Here is an 18643-nt window from a genome sequence, read left to right as displayed (position 1 = left end):
AGGGCAAATACGGCAGCACCACCGCACGCTGCGGCTACCGTCCTGGCCGTTAGATTGGCCATGGCGGTCAATTCTAATTTGTCCTGGCGAAATGTACAGAGGCGTTATATTGCGCGAAGAATGGCGCGCTATTTCGTCCGTGAGGTGGGGCCAATGGGGCGCCGTCACCGGCCCGCTAACCTGACCAGGTGAATCTTGACGGCAATGCCGCTTCCATTCGTGAGGTGTGCGACGCCGGCCTGCTCGCCGGTGCGGTGACGGTGGTCTGGCAGCGCGGAGAACTGCTGCAGGTCAACGAGATCGGCTACCGAGACGTCGACGCGGGCCTGCCGATGCGGCGCGACACGCTGTTTCGCATCGCGTCCATGACCAAGCCGGTGACGGTCGCAGCGGTGATGAGCCTGGTCGACGACGGCAAGCTGACGCTCAAGGATCCGGTCACGCGCTGGGCGCCGGAGCTGGCCGGCGTGCGGGTGCTCGACGATCCGCACGGCCCGCTCGACCGGACGCACCCGGCGGACCGCACCATCTTGATCGAGGATCTGCTCACCCACACCAGCGGGCTGGCCTACGGCTTCTCGGTGTCCGGGCCGATCTCCAAGGCCTACATGCGGCTGCCCTTCAATCAGGGCCCGGACGCCTGGCTGGCCGAGCTGGCCAAGCTGCCGCTGGTGCATCAGCCCGGTGATCGGGTCACGTACAGCCACTCGATCGACCTGCTGGGCGTCATCGCCGCCCGCGTGGAGGGCAAGGCGTTCCACGAGGTGCTCGACGAACGGATCCTGGGCCCGGCGGGCATGACCGACACCGGGTTCTTCGTCTCGCCCGAGGCGCGGCGCCGGGCCGCGACCATGTACTCGCTCGACGAACAAAGCCGGTTGCATCACGGCGTGATGGGCCCCCCGCACATCACGCCGCCGTCGTTCTGCAACGCCGGCGGCGGATTGTGGTCGAGCGCCGACGATTACCTGCGGTTCGTGCGGATGCTGCTCGCCGGCGGAACGGTCGACGGCGTGCGGGTGCTCTCCGAAGAGTCCGTCCGGCTGATGCGGACCGATCGGCTCACCGAGGAGCAGAAGCGGCACAACTTCCTGGGCGCGCCGTACTGGGTCGGCCGCGGCTTCGGGCTGAACCTGTCGCTGGTGACCGATCCGGCCAGGAGCACACCGCTTTTCGGGCCCGGCGGCCTCGGCACCTTCAGCTGGCCCGGCGCCTACGGAACCTGGTGGCAGGCGGACCCCAGCGCGGACCTGATCCTGCTCTACCTGATCCAGAACCTGCCGGACCTGACGGTCGACGCCGCCACCGCCGTCGCCGGGAACACGTCGCTGGCCAAACTCCGCACGGCGCAACCGAGATTCGTCCGCAGCACCTATCGCGCCCTCGACCTTTAAAGTCACATCCCGATGCCCGAATACCCACCCGACCGGATCAGCGGTCCGCGCCTGCTGCTGCGCCCACCCACGCTCGACGACGCCGGGGCGCTGTTCCAGCGGGTCGCCCGCGATCCCCAGGTCACCAAGTACCTGCTGTGGGCGCCGCACCCCGACGTGGCCGCTACGCGGCGCGTGATCACCGAAAAGCTCAACGCCAGCGCCGACGAGAAGACCTGGGTCATCGAGTCGCGGCACCGCGGCGAGGTGATCGGGCTGGCCAGCTGCCGGCGCAGCGCGCCGCACTCGGTCGAGGTGGGCTACTGCCTGGGCCGGCGATGGTGGGGCAAGGGGCTGATGTCCGAGGTGCTCGGCATGCTGCTCGCCGCGCTCGACGCTGATCGCGAGGTGTACCGCGTCTGGGCCACCTGCAGTGTGGACAACGAGCGCTCGGCGCGCCTGCTCGAGCACGCCGGGTTCTTCCTGGAGGGTCGGCTGGCCCGGCACGCGGTCTACCCCACGATGGGGCCCGAACCTCAGGACAGCCTGCTCTACGCCAAGATCCTGCGCTGACTAGCCATCCCGCTCGAGCGCACGGCGCGCGTAGGCGCGCACGTCGGCGTCGCCGTCCTTGAGCGCAAGCCCCAGCGCGTCCCGGGCGGCGGGCTCCCCGGCCCACCGGGTCAGGCTGAGCACGGCCGCCTTGCGCACGTCCAGATGGGCGTCACTCAGCGCCTCGGACAGATGCGGAACCGCGAAATCGACCGGCGCGCCGGCCAGCGCGCGGGCCGCGCCTTCGCGCACCTGCCAGGCCGGCGCCCGCAGCGCCTGCTTGATGGCGGCGTAATCGTCTTGACCGCAACCCAATTGGCCCAGCGCGGCCAGCGCGGCGGCGCGCACCAGCGGATCGGAGTCGGCGACCAGCCGGCGCACCGCCCCACCAGCCGGGGCCGCCGCCGCCCGCAGCGTCGCCAGCCCGGCGGCCGCCGCGATGCGAACCTCGCGGTTCTCGTCACCGGCGGCGGCGACGACACCCGCCACATCGTCGACGGACACCAGCGCGCGCACCGCCTCGATGCGCACCCGATGATCGACGTCGTCGAGGGCCCGACGGTACTGCGCGGCGTCACCGGCCCGCCGCGCGGCCAGCACGTACAGCGAGGCGGCGCGCACCACCCGATCGACCGAATCCAGGTGTTCGCGCACGCTTTCCGGCTGCGGCAACACCTCGACCAGCTCGCGGATGCCGTCGGCGCCGGTGCGGCGGACCGTGGCGTCGTCGTCCTTCAGCGCGGCCACCAGGGCCGGCGCGTACCCGGCGGGGATGTGCTCGGTCAGCGTCGACACCGCGGTGCGGCGCACGCCGGGATCCGCGTCGGCGAGGTAGCGATCGAGGTCGTCCATCGTGGGCTCCTCGAGCGCCAGGACCTCGGCGATGCGCGGTGAGGGCGGCTCGAAGGTGGTTGTGGCCGAACCGATTCGGGACACCGCGGTGGCCGGGGCCTGGCCGCCGATGAGCGGCGGCTGCTCCACCGGGTACACCGTCTGGTCGGTGGGCGGCAGGCCGTCGAGTTCCGGGACCGGCACGAAGTACGGTGCCACCGGCCGCTTGAGGAAGACCATCTGGCCACCGGCGTCCTTGCGCAGGTTGAGGTGATAGCCCCACTGGCTGTCGTCGCGGCCGGGCAGGTCGGCGCGATCGTGGTAGAGGCCCCAACGGGATTCGGTGCGGGTGTGCGACGAGCGGGCGGCCATCTCGGCGCAGTCGCGGATGAACGACACCTCCACCGCGCGCATCAGCTCGTGCGGATTGCGGGCGCCCATTTCGGCGATCTCGGCGCTCATCCGCTCGAAGGTGCGGATGGCCAGCGACAGCTTGGCCCCGGTCTTGGGCGGCGCGACGTAGTCGTTGACGAAGCGGCGCAGCTTGTATTCGACCTGGGGCTGCGGCGGGCCGTCCGGATGCCGCAGCGGCCGGTAGATCAGCTCGTGCGCCTCACGCACCTGGTCGGCCGGGAGTTGTTGCGGCGCTGCGACGTCGGCCAGGGTCGAGGCGGCGTGCGTGCCGGCCAGGTCGCCGAACACGAACGCCCCGATCATGTAGTTGTGCGGGACGCAGGCCATGTCACCCGCCGCATACAGCCCGGGCACCGTGGTGCGCGCGTGCTCGTCGACCCACACGCCTGACGCGGAATGCCCGCTACACAAGCCGATTTCGGAGATGTGCATCTCGATGTCGTGAGTGCGGTAATCGTGGCCGCGGTTGGCGTGGAAGGTGCCCCGGGTGGGCCGCTCGGTGGTGTGCAGGATGTTTTCCAGCGCGGTCAGCGTCTCGTCGGGCAGGTGCGACACCTTGAGGTAGATGGGTCCGCGCGCGGAATCGATCTCGGATTTGACCTCGGCCATCATCTGCCCCGACCAGTAGTCGGAGTCGACGAACCGCTCGCCGTGCGCGTTGACCTGATATCCGCCAAAGGGATTGGCGACGTACGCGCACGCCGGGCCGTTGTAATCCTTGATCAGCGGATTGACCTGGAAGCACTCGATGCCGGACAGCTCCGCGCCCGCGTGGTAGGCCATCGAGTAGCCGTCGCCGGCGTTGGTGGGGTTCTCGTAGGTGCCGTACAGGTAACCCGATGCGGGCAGGCCGAGCCGGCCGCACGCGCCGGTGGCCAAAATGACCGCCTTGGCGCCGACCGTGACGAATTCACCGGTGCGGGTGTTCAGCGCCGCGGCGCCCACGGCCCGGCCCTCGTGCGTCAGCACCCGGACCGGCATCAGCCGGTTCTCGATCTGGATCTTCTCGCGCATCGACCGTTGCCGCAGCACGCGATACAGCGCCTTCTTGACGTCCTTGCCCTCGGGCATGGGCAGCACGTAGGAGCCCGAGCGGTGCACCCGGCGCACCGCGTATTCGCCATGCTCGTTCTTCTCGAACTTCACGCCGTAGCGCTCCAGCCGCTGCACCATCGCGAAGCCCCGGGTGGCGGTCTGATACACGGTGCGCTGGTTGACGATTCCGTCGTTGGCGCGGGTGATCTCGGCGACGTAGTCCTCGGGTTCGGCCTTGCCCGGGATCACGGCGTTGTTGACGCCGTCCATGCCCATCGCCAGGGCTCCGGAGTGGCGCACGTGGGCCTTCTCCAGCAGCAGCACCTGCGCGCCGCTCTCCGCGGCCGACAGCGCGGCCATGGTGCCCGCGGTGCCGCCGCCGATGACCAGGACGTCACAGTCGAGCCGGACCGGGGTCGCCGGGTCGGGAATCTGCATCATGCCGCCACCGCCGAGTGATTCAGTGCCGCAATGACTTCGGCGCGCAGGGCGGCGCGCTGCCGGTCGGCGCGCGGCTCGGGCACGTCGATCAGGGTGCGCAGCGGCTGACCGGCCCTGCCCAGCACGGCGATGCGATCACCCAGCAGCAGCGCCTCGTCGACGTCGTGCGTGACGAAGACGATCGTCGTCGGATGGGCGCGCCAGGTGTCGATCAGCAGCCGCTGCATGGCCGTGCGCGTCTGAGTGTCCAGCGCGCCGAACGGCTCGTCCATCATCACCGCGCGCGGCGCCCCGGCCAGCCCGCGGGCCAGCTGGACGCGCTGCCGCATGCCGCCGGACAGGCTCTTGGGCAGATAGTCGCCGAAGCCGGTGAGACCGAGCTCGGCGATCCAGCGGTCGGCCTCGGCGCGGCGGCCGGCCCGGGCGACGCCGCGCAGCCGCAGGGCCAGCTCGATGTTGGAGCGCACGGTGCGCCAGGGCAGCAGCGCATTGTCCTGGAACACCATGCCCCGGTCGCCCGAGGTGGCGGTCACCTCGTCGCCGTCGGCGACGATCCGGCCCTCGTCGGGCCGCAGCAGCCCGGCCAGGGCCCGCAGCACCGTCGACTTGCCGCAGCCCGAGGGGCCGGTGAGCACCAGGATCTCCCCCGGGCGCACGGTCAGGCTCAGCCCGTCGATCACCGGTTCCCCGGTGTAGGACAAGCGAACTCGATCCAGCTCCAGGCTCACTCCGACAGTCATCGCTGCTCCTCCTCCGCGCGCGGCAGCCAGCCGGTGACCCGGCGACCCACGACCTCGACGGCCGCCGCCGTCGCGAAACCCAGCACGCCGATGGTGATGATGCCGACGAACACCTGGGGGTAGGCCAGCACGGTGTAGTCCTGCCAGGTGCGATAGCCGATGCCGAGTCGACCAGAGATCATCTCGGCGGAGATCACGCAGATCCACGCCACGCCCATACCGACCGACAGGCCGCCGAACACTCCGGGCAGGATGCCCGGCAACACCACCTGCCTGAGCACGTCCCACCGGCCGCCGCCCAGGGTGCGCACCGAGTCCTCCCACAGCGTGGGTAGCGCCCGGACCGCGTGCCGGGTGCTGACCAGGATCGGGAAGTACGCGGCGAGGAAGGTGATGAACACGATGCCCGCCTCGTCGGTCGGGAACAGCAGGATCGCCACCGGCACGATTGCGATGGCCGGAACGGGTCTGACCAACTCCGTCAACGGGCCGAAGGTGTTGGCGAACAAGCGGGAACGTCCCAGCAGCACCCCCGTCGCGACCCCGACCACGGCGGCCAGTCCGAAGCCGGTGAGGATGCGGATCAGCGACTGCGCCAGGTCGAGCCAGTACTCGGAGGTGCCCAGCCGGCGCCCCAGCGCGTGCACGATCTCGGTGACGGTGGGCAGCGTGTCGAAGCGCAGCAGCAGCCGCACCTTGTCGGCGGTGAGCGCCTGCCACAGCCCGATCGCGGCGGCGACCGAGGCGAGCCGCAGCAGCCGCCACTGCCATGGCGAGCCCGCGCGGCGCGGGGTGGCCGCCGCCGGGGCCGCGTCGACGACTTGCGCCGACACCGGGGCTGCCGGGTCGCCGGTGAGATAAGCGGTCATACCGAACCTCCAAGGGCCTGCTGGTAATTGACGACGGCGCCGCCCGGGTGCGCGGCGAGATAGCGATGCGCGCCGGCCGGTGTCCCGAACGGCAGGTAGTTCTGGCCGTCCCGCACCCAGACCGCCTTGTCGGCGAACCACCGGGTGCCCAGCTCCGCGTCCGGAACATAGGCGGCCCGGATCTTGGCGCCGCGGGCGGTCGCCTCGCGAACCGCCCGGAGCAGCCCGGTGGGGTTGGCGACCGTTTGCGTGGAATCCGAACCGTCCAGCCATAATTCGCTGGCCAGCGCGGGATCCCCGCGCAGCGCGGACGGGTTGGCGGTGGCCGCGCGCGCCGCGTCGTAGTTCAGGCCGCGGGCGCCGAACACGCTGCGCAGCGGCCCGTCCTGGACGAAGCCGGACACGTCCAGGTCGGCGAAGTCGCCGATCGACTTCAGGTACGGCACATCGTTTTTCAACGCCTCGACCAGGGACGGTTTGAGCGTCGTGTCGAACGACGTGCCACCGGGGCCGTTGTAGAGGTACACGACTTCCTGCGGCAGTCCGCTGCCCTGGGCGACGATCCGGGCGGCCTCCAGCGGCTTGCGATTCAGGAAATCGGTGGCGTCCAGTTGGGCCTGCAGGAAGGCGCCCAGCACCTCCGGATGCGACGCCGCGTACGAGCGCCGCACCACCACCCCGTGCAGGGTGGGCAGGTTCAGCTCGGCCCCGTCATAGAGCAGTTTGGCCTTGCCCTGGTACACCAGCAGCCCCGGCCAGGCGACGAACTGCGAAAGGCCCTGCACCTGACCAGATTCCAACGCGGAGGCGCCCACCTGCGGTTGCTGGTTGAGCACTTCCACACCGTTGATCCCGGCCCGGTCCAGCGCCCGCATCAACGTGCCGTGACCGGCCGACCCCACACTCGCCGACACCTTCGAGCCGGCCAGGTCGCGCAGCGTGGTCGCCGACGAACCGGGCGCCACTACCACCATGTTCAGCGCGCCCTTGGGGTTGTAGCCGGTGATGGAGACGATCTCGGTTTTCGCCAGCGGGTTGGCCTGCGTCTTGGAACCGTTGATCAGCATCGGATAGTCGCCCATCGAGCCGATGTCGATCTTCTCGGCGAGCATCTGCGCGGTGATCGGCGCGCCGGTGTCGTAATCCTGCCACCGCACCGCGTATTTGGTGCCGGTGCGGTTGGTGATGTCGGCCAGCCGGCGCTCCAGGTAGCCCTGCGCGCGCAGCAGCGTGCCGGCGGTGACGGTGTTGATGGTCTTGGACTGATATCCCACCACCACGTTGACCACACCGGAGGACTGCGACAGGGATTCCAGTGAGCAGCCGGTGGTGAGCGCGGCGATCGCGATCACCACCGACGCCAGCCGGACGGCGCGTCGTTTCATGAAAGGTCCTGGGGTCAGAGGCTTTTCAGCGAAGGAGATAGGGCATGTTGACCGTGACGGCGCCGGTCGGACAGCGGGCCGCGCAGGGGCCGCAGTACCAACACTCGTCGACATGCATGAAGGCCTTGCCGGTGTCGGGGTCGATGGCCAGCGCGTCGAGCGGACAGACCTCCACGCACAACGTGCAACCGTCGATGCACAGCGACTCGTCGATCGTGACGGGCACGTCGGCGCGGTTGTTGTTGATCAGCGTCATGGGTTGCTCCTCATCGGCTCGGCCCTAACGAGATTGCCCCGCATGGTGATTCGGTCGCCCCGCATCCGGATGTATTCCAGGTCGACGGGCGTGCCGTCGGCGAGGCTGGTGAGCCGCTCCAGCATCAGCAGGGCCGCGCCGTCGGGCACCTGCAGCGTGGCGGCCGAGTGCGCGTCGGCGGGAATGGCCTCCAGCGCCAGCGCCGCCGACCCCAGCCGTTGCCCGCTCACCTCCTCGATGAGCGCGAACAGGTCGTTGCTCTCCAGCGGGTGGGTCAGCACCTCGCGGCCGATGTCCGGGGCGAGGTAGGTCAGGTCGAGGCTGAGCGGCAGGTCCCCCAGGTACCGCAGCCGCTCGATGAACACCGCCTGCTCGCCCGGTTGCAGCCGCAACCGGCGGGCCACCGACGGCGGCGCGGTGACCGCCATCGCGGCGCGCACCTCGTTGCGGACCTCGCCGAGGTCCTTGAAGGTCTCCTTCAGACCCAGCAGCGCGTCGAGCCCGTGGTCGTACTTGCGCTGCGCGACGTGCGTGCCGACCTTGGGGCCGCGGTCGATCAGCCCCTCGTGCTTGAGGACGGTCAGCGCCTCGCGAATGGTGTTGCGGGATACCGAGAATTCGGCGGCCAACTCCAGCTCGGCGGGCAGGCCATCCGGGTAGGCGTCGGAGTGGATCTGCTGGCGCAGCACGTCGGCGACCCGGCGGGCGCGGTCGGCCCGGGGTCCTGCGATGGGTACTGGTTGCGCCACGGGAGTCACGCTAACGCAGCTCAGGGCCGTTTTTCGGGTCGCCGGCGGGGCCCCGGGGCGGCGGCCGCGCGCATTGCGCCGGGCGGCCCCGAGGCCCGACCAGCTAAAACCGCCGGCCGCCGCGCTATTGCGCCACCTGCGAGAACGCGCCGGCTTTGTGATCCCGGTGAGCAGAACCCGCCACGCCGCGGCACCCGCCGATTCCCGGATGGGCTCCCGACGGCGCAAGATGGCGTGCATGACGGACGTTTCGAAGCACGCGCTGACCAAGGTGCCGGCGGTCACCCTGGGGTTCTGGGTCATCAAGGTCTTGGCGACGACGTTGGGCGAGACCGGCGGCGACACCGTCACGATGACGCTGAATTGGGGCTACGCCGCCGGGGTCGCGATTTTCGGCGTCGCGCTGGTGGCGCTGGTGGCGGCGCAGATCCTCGCCAAGCGGTTCCATGCGGCGCTCTACTGGGCGACGATCGTGGCCTCGACGACGTTCGGCACCGTGCTGGCCGATTTCGCGGACCGATCGCTGGGCATCGGCTACACGGGCGGGTCGCTGCTGCTGCTGGCGTGCCTGCTGGCCACGCTGGGACTCTGGCGCTGGTCGCAGGGCACCGTATCGGTCAGCACCGTCGCCACGCCCAAGGTGGAGGCCTTCTACTGGGCCACCATCACGTTCTCCCAGACGCTGGGCACCGCGCTCGGCGATTGGCTGGCCGACACACGCGATTTCGGTTACGAACGCGGCGCGCTGGTTTTCGCGGTGGGCCTCGCGGTGGTGGCGGCCCTGTACTTCTGGACCTCGATCTCCCGCGTCGCCTTGTTCTGGCTGGCGTTCATCCTCACCAGGCCGCTGGGCGCGACCGTCGGTGACTTCATCGACAAGCCCGTCGCCGACGGCGGCCTGGCGTGGAGCCGCCCGCTCGCCTCGGCGGTGCTCGCGGCGCTGATCGCGGTGTTGATCGCCGTCATACCGCAGCGGCCCGGTCGGCACCCCGGCCGGCCCAAAGACGATGCGGCCGAACATCATCCCGAAACCGGCGTCCAGCAACCGGATCAGGATCCACGCTGACCGGCCGCGCTCATCGAGAATTCAACGCCCACACCGGGCGCCACGTGCGGTAACGACGCCGGCGCTGGGGGATTCTCAACGATTTCACAGCGGCCTGGCCGTACGATTTGGCGTCGGTAATGACGGCGGCACAAGGTCACAAAGGAGCGGGATGCCACGCGGCACGCAGCAGCGGCAGGCGACGGCCCTCATGATGCTTCCCCCGATGGCCCTGCGCGAGCGCCGCATCGAAGAATGCCCGACGATGTGGTTCAACCGCGATTTCTTTCAACGGCCGTGGCCTGATTGGAAAGTCGACGTCGACGTCGACAAGCTGACGACGTTATTCAGCCACACCAATCCCGGTGAGACCATCGTCGGCCACCCGGCGCAAATCACCCTGGTAAACCCCGGCGTCGTGTGGGTAACGACCGACCGTTTCTGCCGGATGGGCGGCCCGTTCGCCGAGGTGCTGATCGAGGCACGCTGGCCCGATTGAGGGTGTGTCCGGCGCTCGACGTAGCGTTGAAACATGAGAGTCCTGCTCGTCGAGGATGAACCGCGGCTGTCCGCCACCGTGGTCCGGGGGCTCAAGGCGGAGGGGTTCGTCGTGATGGCCGTCGGCAACGGCGTCGACGGCCTGCGGGAGGCCACCGAAAACGGTTTCGACGTAATCATTCTCGACATCATGCTGCCCGGCCTCAGCGGCTATGAGGTGTTGCGCCGGCTGCGGTCGCACAACGTGTGGACGCCGGTGCTCATGCTGACCGCCAAGGACGGTGAGTACGACGAAACCGACGCCTTCGATCTGGGCGCGGACGACTATCTGACCAAGCCGTTCTCGTTCCGGGTGCTGGTGGCGCGGTTGCGGGCGTTGATCCGTCGCGGCGCGCCGGCGCGCCCGGTGGTGCTGAAAGCCGGGACGCTGACGCTGGATCCGGCCCGGCACACGGTCAAACGGGGTTCGACGCCGATCGCGCTGACGCCGCGCGAGTACGGGGTGCTCGAATTCCTGATGCGCAATAAGGACGTGGTGGTGACAAAGGCCGAGATACTGCAGAACGTCTGGGACGCGCATTTTCACGGCCCCGACAACGTCGTCGAGGTCTACGTGGGATATCTGCGGCGCAAGATCGATGTCCCCTTCGGCACCAACACCATCGAGACGATTCGGGGCGTCGGTTACCGATTGCTGTGCTGAGAGACCGGCAACGTCACGGTCATCCGGGTTCCGCCGGAGGGCGGTGCGTCGATGACGACCGTGCCCCCGTGCGCGGCAACTACCTCGGCGACGATCGCCAGGCCGAGGCCCGTCCCTCCCCCGCTGCGGGCCCGGTCGGAATCCAGGCGCACGAAGCGTTCGAACACGCGGTCCCTGTCGGCGGGGGCTATGCCCGGGCCGTCGTCGCTGACGGTGAGGACCGCCGCCCCGTCCCGGCCGCCGACTTCGATGGATACGCATGAAACCGCGTGGCGGACAGCGTTTTCCACCAGATTACGGATCATCCTCGACATGGCTATCGGGTCGGCCTCCAGGTACACCGGACGCACATCGGTATGCACCACGCATGGCGTGCCGCGGCGCGCGCGGTCGGCTTCCGCGCGTGCGAGGTCGTCGAGCGCCACCTGCTCCGTGCGCCGCAGCAGCGTCTGCTCGTCGGCGCGGGCCAGCAGCAGCAGGTCCTCGATCAGGGTGTGCATGCGCTGCGCCTCGGGCAGCAGCGTGTTGACCGCCAGGTCGGCGTCGAGCAGATCGGGATGGGCCTCGGCCACTTCCAGCCCGGAGATGATGGTGGCCAGCGGGCTGCGCAATTCGTGCGACGCGTCGCCGACAAAGCGTTGCTGCGCACGGTGACCCGCTTCCAGCCGGGAGAGCATCTCGTTCATCGTGACGGCCAGGGCCGCGATCTCGTCGTTGCTGTCCGGCACCGGTACCCGCTCGGCCAGATCCGACGTCGAGATGTCGGCCACCCTGGTGCGGATCGCGTCCACCGACTGCAGCGAGCGGCGCACCAGCCAATAGGTCGCCGCCGCCACCACGCCGACGATCACCGGTGCGCTGCAGGCCAACAGAATCGCCAGGGTCCGCGCGGTGGCCTCGACCGCCTCGCTGCCTCCGCCCACCAGCACCGTGTACACCCCGGACCGGGTCGCGACTTTCTGGCCACTGACGCGCATGTCGTCACCGGCCACCGCGTCGTCGGGCAGGCCGCGCCGCAGCTTGAAGTCGAACTGGCTGGCCGGAACCAGCGGCGTCTTGGGGGCGGAGTCGGATCGCTTGACCACGTTGCCATCCGGGCCGAGCAGTTGGGCTGCCACCACCCGCTGGTCGGTGGTCAGCAAATGGTTGTCGAGATCCTCGGGCGAATCGAACTGCAGCGCCTTGGTGATGTCGCGGACCCGTTCGGCCGCGGCGTAATCCACGCCAGTCAGCAACGTGCGGTACAGGATCGCGTCCAGACCGGCGCCGGCCACGCTGAGCGCACACAGCACGACGATCGCCGACACGGCCGCCGAGCGGGCCGAGATGCCCAGGTGCCCGAGGCGCCACCAACCCGCTCGCCCGCCTCGCCGGAATGGCCAGACACCGGATGTTCGCACGTCGTTAATTCTGCAGGCCCCGCGGCCCGGGTGAAAACACCAAGCTCAGCGCGTTCTCAGCGGCCTCTCAGCGGTCGCGTCCTAGCCTGGGACCGTCATGTTCAGTACTGCACGCCCTATGCGTCGTATCGATCGTGCGATCGCACGAATCCTGGTCAGCGCGGCAGTCATGGTCGGCTCCGGTGCCCTGGCGGCGGCGCCGGCGGGCGCCGACCCGAGTCCGTTCAGCACCCTCAGTTCGAGCTGCAACCAGACGGCTCCCGCGGGCCGCGACGCGCTCCTGCAAGGGATCCGGCAAGGCATCGCCGACTGGTCGCCGGGCGCACCGCAGACCTCGGCCCGCACCACGTGCGGCGCGCATCCGGCTCCGACGGCCGGCTGATCGGTCAGCCGCTGTCCGCGACCGACGGAACGGCCGGGGCGTCGTCGGCGCCGTTGTTGCGCGCGCCGTTGGTCGCCGATGCGTCCGCCGGCAGCTCGAAGGCCGCCGTCACCGAGCCCACCGCCGCCATCGCTGCGTTGCGTTGCGCCTCCATGCGGGCCAGCGCGGTCTCGGTGAAGACCGACAGCCCGAGATCGGGGTTGTACCCGTGGATTTCCTTGACGTCGAGCTGGGCCAGGAAGTAGACGATCTCCTTGGAGACCACCTGGCCCGGGACCAGCACCGGGAAGCCCGGCGGGTAGGGCACCACGAAGGTCGTCGACACCAGGGTCTTGCCCTCGGCCAGTCGCCGCCCGGCCATGCCGATCAGCACGTGTTCGCGGTCGGACTCCTCGTAGCCGGCGTAGAACGCCGAGCGCATGTCGCCGAAGTTGCACTCGTCGACGGGCCGGAACGCCACGTCGAATTCGCTGAAGTCGGGCAGATGCGGCAGATCCTCGGTGATCTCCTCGACGTGACGCTCCTGCAGCGCCCGGTCTGCGACGCTGGCCGCCTTCTCGATGCGGTCGAAATCGGTTGCCACCCTTCGCAACACGTCGAGAAGGTAATGCACGCTGGACCAGGTGACGCCGATCGTGAAGATCAGCAGCACGCTGTTGATCGACGTCTTGTTGATCTGGATGCCGAACCGCTCCATCAGGATCTTTTCGCGGAAGTCGTAGCCGTTCATCCCGGTGGCCCCCACGAACAAGGTCACCCTCGTCGCGTCCAGCACGAACTGGTCGGAGCGCCAGGCCTCGTTCCACTCGGCCAGCGCCCCCTGCCTGACCTCGCGGTAGGAACTCACCGAGGACTCCCGGAATTCCTCTGGCACCAGGTCGGATTCGTCGAGGATGCGGAACCATTTGCTGATCAGCCGGTCTTTGCGCACCCGGTGCCGGAAGACCAGCGCCATGTCGTAGACCTGCCGGACCAGTTGGAAGCCCTCGATGTCGACCTGCCGGCGGGCCAGGTCCAGTGACGCCAGCAGCTGCTGATTCGGCGAGGTCGACGTGTGCGTCAGGAACGCCTCAGCGAAGGAATCCCGGGTCAGCGCGTTGAAATCCTGGTCCCGCACGTGGATCATCGACGCCTGCCGCAGCGCCGAGAGCGACTTGTGCGTGGAGTGCGTGGCATAGACGCGCACCCGGGCGGTGGCCGGGTCGGGCATCAGCTCGCGCTCGATCCACTCCGACCGGTCGACCCCGTCCATGGTGGCGGCCCACTTCCGGTATTCCGCAGCGTATTCCGGCGAGGCCAGCATCTGCTCCAGGCGCTCGGCGGACACCATGGCGGTCCGCTGCCGGGCCCACGGCACGGCCGTGGCGAACGCGTACCACGCCTCGTCCCACAAGAAGCAGATGTCCGGCTTGATCGCCAGCACCTCCTGCATGACCTGCAGCGGGTTGTAGACCACGCCGTCGAAGGTGCAGTTGGTGAGCAGCAGCATGCGCACCCGGTGCAGCTGTCCGGCCGCCTCCAGGTCCAGCAGCGTCTGCTTGATGGTGCGCAGCGACACCGCGCCGTAGATCGCGAACTGCGGCAGCGGATAGGCGTCCAGGTACAGCGGATAGGCGCCCGCCAGCACCAGGCCGTAGTGGTGCGACTTGTGGCAGTTGCGGTCGATCAGCACGATGTCGCCCGGCCGGGTCAGCGACTGCACGACGATCTTGTTGGCGGTCGACGTCCCGTTGGTGACGAAGTAGGTGTGGTCCGCGTTCCACGTCTTGGCGGCCTTGTCCATCGCCTTCTTGATGTTGCCGTGCGGATCCAGCAGCGAGTCGAGGCCGCCGGAGGTGGTGGACGTTTCGGCCATGAAGATGTTGCGGCCGTAGAACTCCCCCATGTCCTGCAGCGACCTGGAGTTGAAGATGCTGGCGCCGCGCGCGACGGGCAGGGCGTGGAACTGGCCTACCGGCGCGGCGGCATACGCGCGCAGCGCGTCGAAAAACGGTGTGGCGTAGCGGTTTCGCAGCCCGGCAAGCACCGTGCTGTGCAGGTCGGTGACGTCGTTGAGCCGGTAGAACGTGCGGTCGTAGACGTCGGGCTCGGTGTCATCGCCGGCCGCGATCGACTCGTCGGTCAGCAGATACAGGTCGATGTGGGGCCGCAGCTCCCTGATCCACTCGCCGCACTCCACCCAGTCGTTGGCCCGATCCGGAATGACCCCGTCCGCATCCTCGTTGGGCCCCAGCAGTGTGTTCATCAGCGGCAGCCGGTCCCGGGAACGCAGCGGCAGGTCGTCGCGAATGATCGCGGCCTGAATCTCGCCGTTCAGCGCCACCGCGGTGATCGCGTCCTCGACGCTGGGCACCACCAGGATCTCGAACTGTACGTCGTCGGACGCGCAGCGCAGCGCGCGCAGGCACTCGGCCAGGCTGTCCGGGGCGGTGCCCGGGGCGTCGTCGGCGAGCAGCACCGTGTAGAAGTGCTGCTGCTTGGCCTGGGCGACCAGCTCCTGGTCGTCCAGCGGCGCGGAGGTGTCGAAAAGCCCTGCGCGGTCACCATATTCACTCAACAACCGCACGGCCAGCGAGACCTCCTCGGTGAGCCGCACCGTGGACAGGCTCTCCAGGTGGGCCCGGAAGATCGCCAGGTTCTCCGCACCGGGGTACAGCCAGTACCGCTCGTAAGCGCCGATGCGATCCATCAGGCGCTTCACCCGCGCCACGTCGTGGGTCTTGTCCAGTCCGGCGAGGTCCACCTCGGCGAGGTGACGGCAGGCGTCGTCCAGCAGGTTCCAGGTGTCGACGCGGGCGTAGGACGGGTTGGCGACGGCCGCCAGTGCGGACACTCGTAGTCGTCGCGGCTGGGTGCTGTATCGAATCATGACCTCACCTGTTCTTCTCGGATCGCCGCCGCTGACGTGCCGCTCGTATTGTGAACCCGCGGCGCCACGCCTCGTGGTCGTTTCACCTCAGCTTGCTCAGCGATCCGCCTCGTCGTCGCCGTCCACGACCTCGCCCCGCGGGCGCCGATTACCCCGCGCGCCGTCCGCCCACCGCAGCATGGGCAGCTCGAGGCGACGGACCGGCGACTCGGTGACGTCGCTGAGCGAGCGCACCACGCCCTGCGTCAGCCCCATGATCGCGGCCATCACCGGCAGCAGCGGCTGCAGCGGCCTGGCCGCCGAACGGACCGTGCTGATGCGGCGGGCGACGGCCACCCGTTCGGCGCAGTGATACAGCCACGCGCCCACCCCCAGCGCGTAGATGGCCAGCACCGAGGCCACGATGGCCAGGCCGAAGGCGGCGCAGATCACCGCACCCAGCACCACCGTCGCGGCCAGGATGGCCGCCACGAGCAGGCGCAGCTCCAGCCGGGTCATGGTTGCGGTCCGTGGTCCTCCGGTGTGGTGTCGGAACCCACCGCGCCGCGGACCGCCTGGGCGGCGGCCCTGATCTGCGGTGTCACCAGCATGACGTGGCCGAGCACCCCGTTGACGAAACCCGGTGAGTCGTCCGTGGACAGCTCCTTGGCCAGCTGGACGGCCTCGTCGACGGCGACCGGCTCCGGCACGTCGTCGGCGTAGAGCAGCTCCCACACCGCGACCCGCAGAATGGCGCGGTCCACGGCGGGCAGCCGGTCCAGCGTCCAGCCCTGCAGATGCGAGCTGATCAGGTCATCGATGTGCGCGGCGTGTTCGCCGACGCCCCGGGCCGCCGCGGCCGTATACGGCTGCAGGGGCGCGACTTCGGGGTTCGTCTCGGCGAGCCCGGTGCGGACGTCGACGACCTCCGCCGGGCTCAGCCCGCGGGCCTCGGCCTCGAACAACAGGTCGACGGCGCGCTTGCGGGCCTGGTGGCGTCCCCGCACGGGTCTGCTCACGCGTTGACGCGCCCCAGGTAGCTGCCGTCGCGCGTGTCGACCTTCAGCTTGTCTCCGGTGTTGATGAACAGCGGCACCTGGATCTCGGCACCGGTCTCCACGGTGGCGGGCTTGGTGCCAGCGCTGGACCGGTCGCCCTGCAGGCCCGGCTCCGTGTGCGTGACCTCCATCTCCACCGACACGGGCAGCTCGAGGTACAGCGGGGCGCCGTTGTGGAACGCCACCTGCACCGGCAGGCCCTCCAGCAGGAACCGCGCGGAATCGCCGACCAGCGACTCGGACAGCGGGTGCTGCTCGTAGTCCTCGCTGTCCATGAACACGAAGTCCGAGCCGTCGCGGTACAGGTACGTGGCATCGCGCCGGTCGACGGTGGCGGTCTCCACCTTCACGCCGGCGTTGTACGTCTTGTCGACGACCTTGCCGGAGAGCACGTTCTTAAGCTTGGTCCGCACGAAGGCCGGGCCCTTGCCCGGTTTGACGTGCTGGAACTCGACGATCTGCCACAGCTGGCCGTCGATCACCAGCACCAGTCCGTTCTTGAAATCGGCAGTGCTTGCCACGGTTCGGTATATCTCCTCAGACGTTGGACAGTCGCTACGGAACTGTCTGTAACTTGTCGGCCAGTTTAGAGCGCTCCGCGACCGCGCCCCGCGGGCCGGGGTCGGGCCGTGACGCGCGAAACGCCGTTAGTGGTGGACGTGTTCGGGGCCGACCGCGGCGTGCTCGTCCGGCGACGGCAGCGGCTTGATCATCGTCAGCAGCGGGACGTGCAGCGTGACCCCGCTGGCGAACGGCATGTGGATCGCGAAGTAGACGATCTGCATCTCCAGCCGCATCTCCCGAAGGGGCTGGGCATACATGTCCCACCGGAAATCCCGCAGGCGCGCCAAACCCCGTGCCACCCCGTTCACGCACCCGACTGTACTCGGGCGCGCAACCCCGGCAAAGCCGTCCAGCGACGTCCGGCTACGTCAAAACGGCGAGCTCCTTGGGGAACTTGGTCAGCAGTTCCGGGGGCGTGCCGAGGGTTTCGTCCGGCACCACCAGCGTGTCCTCGATGCGCACGCCGCCGCGGCCGGGCAGGTAGACGCCGGGTTCCACGGTCACCACGGATTCGGCCAGCAACGTGCCGGTGGACGTGGCGCCGATGCCCGGCGCCTCGTGGATCTCCAGCCCCACGCCGTGGCCCAGGCTGTGGCTGAACTGATCGCCGTAGCCGGCGTCGGCGATCACCCGGCGGGCCGCTGCGTCCACCTCGCGCAGGTCGGCGCCCGCGTGCAGCGCCTCCCGGCCGGCCCGCTGCGAGTCGGCGACCAGCTGGTAGATCTCCAGCTGCCAGTCCGCGGCCTTGCCGAGCACGAAGGTGCGGGTCATGTCGGAGTGGTAGCCGCCGACCAGCGCACCGAAGTCGATCTTGACGAAGTCGCCGCCCGCCAGCACCGCGTCCGTGGGGCGATGATGCGGGATCGCCGAATTCGGCCCAGCGGCCACGATGGTCTCGAACGAAATCGCGTCGGCGCCGTGGTCGAGCATGAGGGCCTCCAGCTCGCGGCTGACCTCGCGTTCGGTCCGCCCCGGCCGCAGGCCGCCCCGCGCCACCAGGTCGGTCAGCGCCGCGTCGGCGGCCTCGCACGCCAGCCGCAGCAGGGCGACCTCGCCGGCGTCCTTGACCTCGCGCAACGCCTCGACGGTTCCGGCGGCCTTGACCAGCTCGGTGGTCGCCTTCCGCTCCTGTAGCTCGCGGGCCAGGGCGTCGAATCCGTCGACGGTCACCACGTTGCTTTCGAAGCCCAGCTTCTGCGCGCCGGCCGCGGCGGCGTGCGCGGCCAGGTGGCGCCCCAGCGCCCGCTCGATGGCGACGTCGAGGTCCGGCGCCTGCTCGGCGGCCTGGGTCCGGTATCGGCCATCGGTGGCCAGCACGGGGCCGCGATCGTCGGCGAACACCAGCAACGCGCCGTTGGACCCGGTAAAACCGGAGAGGTAACGGACGTTCACCAGGTCCGTGACCAGCAGCGCATCCAATCCGCTGGCCTCAAGTCGCGCTCTGAGCCTGTCTCGACGCTGTGAATGTGTCACAGGTCTTGACGGTACTCGCTACGCTTC

General features: G+C 69.3%; 19 protein-coding genes. 6 read left to right on the top strand and 13 right to left on the bottom strand.

What is annotated here, in order from left to right:
• The first annotated feature begins 188 nt into the window (after positions 1 to 188).
• Complete coding sequence (locus B9D87_RS02815; RefSeq protein WP_040631360.1) at positions 189 to 1394, top strand: serine hydrolase domain-containing protein; 1206 nt, start codon at positions 189 to 191, stop codon at positions 1392 to 1394.
• Positions 1395 to 1406: 12 nt separating this feature from the next.
• Positions 1407 to 1946 (top strand): GNAT family N-acetyltransferase, encoded by a 540-nt coding sequence (locus B9D87_RS02810; protein ID WP_007774390.1) that lies wholly within the window; start codon positions 1407 to 1409, stop codon positions 1944 to 1946.
• Here B9D87_RS02810 and B9D87_RS02805 read toward each other — a convergent pair whose 3' ends face one another.
• From B9D87_RS02805 to B9D87_RS02780, 6 genes are read right to left on the bottom strand one after another with little or no spacing between them, the layout of a single operon-like run.
• The gene (locus B9D87_RS02805) at positions 1947 to 4646 is read right to left on the bottom strand and encodes a fumarate reductase/succinate dehydrogenase flavoprotein subunit (protein ID WP_101896830.1); all 2700 of its coding nucleotides are present in this window, start codon (positions 4644 to 4646) and stop codon (positions 1947 to 1949) included. It abuts the gene before it with no gap.
• Positions 4643 to 5386: an ABC transporter ATP-binding protein gene (locus B9D87_RS02800; protein ID WP_040631364.1), complete on the bottom strand. Its 744-nt coding sequence runs from the start codon at positions 5384 to 5386 to the stop codon at positions 4643 to 4645. The genes B9D87_RS02805 and B9D87_RS02800 overlap by 4 nt, the downstream gene beginning before the upstream one ends.
• Entirely contained in the window at positions 5383 to 6255 is an 873-nt protein-coding gene (locus tag B9D87_RS02795; RefSeq protein WP_007774393.1) for an ABC transporter permease, read from the bottom strand. Before B9D87_RS02795 ends, B9D87_RS02800 begins: the two co-directional genes overlap by 4 nt.
• A complete protein-coding gene (locus B9D87_RS02790) occupies positions 6252 to 7640 on the bottom strand; it encodes an ABC transporter substrate-binding protein (RefSeq protein WP_007774394.1) in 1389 nt (462 codons plus the stop codon). Before B9D87_RS02790 ends, B9D87_RS02795 begins: the two co-directional genes overlap by 4 nt.
• 25 nt (positions 7641 to 7665) lie before the next feature.
• Positions 7666 to 7896, bottom strand: coding sequence for a 4Fe-4S dicluster domain-containing protein (locus B9D87_RS02785; protein ID WP_007774395.1), 231 nt, complete (start codon positions 7894 to 7896; stop codon positions 7666 to 7668).
• Positions 7893 to 8654: a GntR family transcriptional regulator gene (locus B9D87_RS02780; protein ID WP_040631367.1), complete on the bottom strand. Its 762-nt coding sequence runs from the start codon at positions 8652 to 8654 to the stop codon at positions 7893 to 7895. The genes B9D87_RS02785 and B9D87_RS02780 overlap by 4 nt, the downstream gene beginning before the upstream one ends.
• Before the next feature lie 229 nt (positions 8655 to 8883).
• On the opposite strand from B9D87_RS02780, the gene B9D87_RS02775 reads away from it, so the two are divergent.
• From B9D87_RS02775 to B9D87_RS02765, 3 genes are all read left to right on the top strand, one after another.
• Positions 8884 to 9711, top strand: coding sequence for a COG4705 family protein (locus tag B9D87_RS02775; RefSeq protein WP_052002575.1), 828 nt, complete (start codon positions 8884 to 8886; stop codon positions 9709 to 9711).
• A 151-nt stretch (positions 9712 to 9862) separates the two neighbouring features.
• A complete protein-coding gene (locus B9D87_RS02770) occupies positions 9863 to 10189 on the top strand; it encodes a hypothetical protein (RefSeq protein ID WP_007774398.1) in 327 nt (108 codons plus the stop codon).
• A gap of 33 nt (positions 10190 to 10222) precedes the next feature.
• A complete protein-coding gene (locus B9D87_RS02765; protein ID WP_007774399.1) occupies positions 10223 to 10891 on the top strand; it encodes a response regulator transcription factor in 669 nt (222 codons plus the stop codon).
• Here the strand turns inward: B9D87_RS02765 and B9D87_RS02760 are convergent.
• A complete protein-coding gene (locus B9D87_RS02760) occupies positions 10873 to 12291 on the bottom strand; it encodes a sensor histidine kinase (RefSeq protein WP_007774400.1) in 1419 nt (472 codons plus the stop codon). The two genes, B9D87_RS02765 and B9D87_RS02760, sit on opposite strands and share 19 nt — an antisense overlap.
• A 118-nt stretch (positions 12292 to 12409) precedes the next feature.
• Between B9D87_RS02760 and B9D87_RS02755 the strand changes: the two genes are divergently transcribed.
• Positions 12410 to 12673, top strand: a complete 264-nt coding sequence (locus B9D87_RS02755) for a hypothetical protein (RefSeq protein WP_007774401.1) — start codon at positions 12410 to 12412, stop codon at positions 12671 to 12673.
• 4 nt (positions 12674 to 12677) lie between these two features.
• Here B9D87_RS02755 and B9D87_RS02750 read toward each other — a convergent pair whose 3' ends face one another.
• From B9D87_RS02750 to B9D87_RS02725, 6 genes are all read right to left on the bottom strand, one after another.
• Entirely contained in the window at positions 12678 to 15542 is a 2865-nt protein-coding gene (locus B9D87_RS02750; RefSeq protein ID WP_040631372.1) for an aminotransferase class I/II-fold pyridoxal phosphate-dependent enzyme, read from the bottom strand.
• Positions 15543 to 15638: 96 nt separating this feature from the next.
• Complete coding sequence (locus tag B9D87_RS02745) at positions 15639 to 16040, bottom strand: hypothetical protein (protein WP_007774405.1); 402 nt, start codon at positions 16038 to 16040, stop codon at positions 15639 to 15641.
• The gene (nusB, locus tag B9D87_RS02740) at positions 16037 to 16540 is read right to left on the bottom strand and encodes a transcription antitermination factor NusB (protein ID WP_040631374.1); all 504 of its coding nucleotides are present in this window, start codon (positions 16538 to 16540) and stop codon (positions 16037 to 16039) included. Before nusB ends, B9D87_RS02745 begins: the two co-directional genes overlap by 4 nt.
• The gene (efp, locus tag B9D87_RS02735; RefSeq protein WP_007774408.1) at positions 16537 to 17100 is read right to left on the bottom strand and encodes an elongation factor P; all 564 of its coding nucleotides are present in this window, start codon (positions 17098 to 17100) and stop codon (positions 16537 to 16539) included. The genes nusB and efp overlap by 4 nt, the downstream gene beginning before the upstream one ends.
• A gap of 126 nt (positions 17101 to 17226) precedes the next feature.
• Positions 17227 to 17451, bottom strand: coding sequence for a hypothetical protein (locus B9D87_RS02730; protein WP_007774409.1), 225 nt, complete (start codon positions 17449 to 17451; stop codon positions 17227 to 17229).
• 55 nt (positions 17452 to 17506) lie between these two features.
• Positions 17507 to 18616: a M24 family metallopeptidase gene (locus B9D87_RS02725; protein ID WP_007774410.1), complete on the bottom strand. Its 1110-nt coding sequence runs from the start codon at positions 18614 to 18616 to the stop codon at positions 17507 to 17509.
• Between the last annotated feature and the right edge of the window lie 27 nt (positions 18617 to 18643).

This window comes from Mycobacterium colombiense CECT 3035 (assembly GCF_002105755.1).
Taxonomy (GTDB): domain Bacteria; phylum Actinomycetota; class Actinomycetes; order Mycobacteriales; family Mycobacteriaceae; genus Mycobacterium; species Mycobacterium colombiense.
This window is presented reverse-complemented; position numbering and strand designations above follow the sequence as displayed.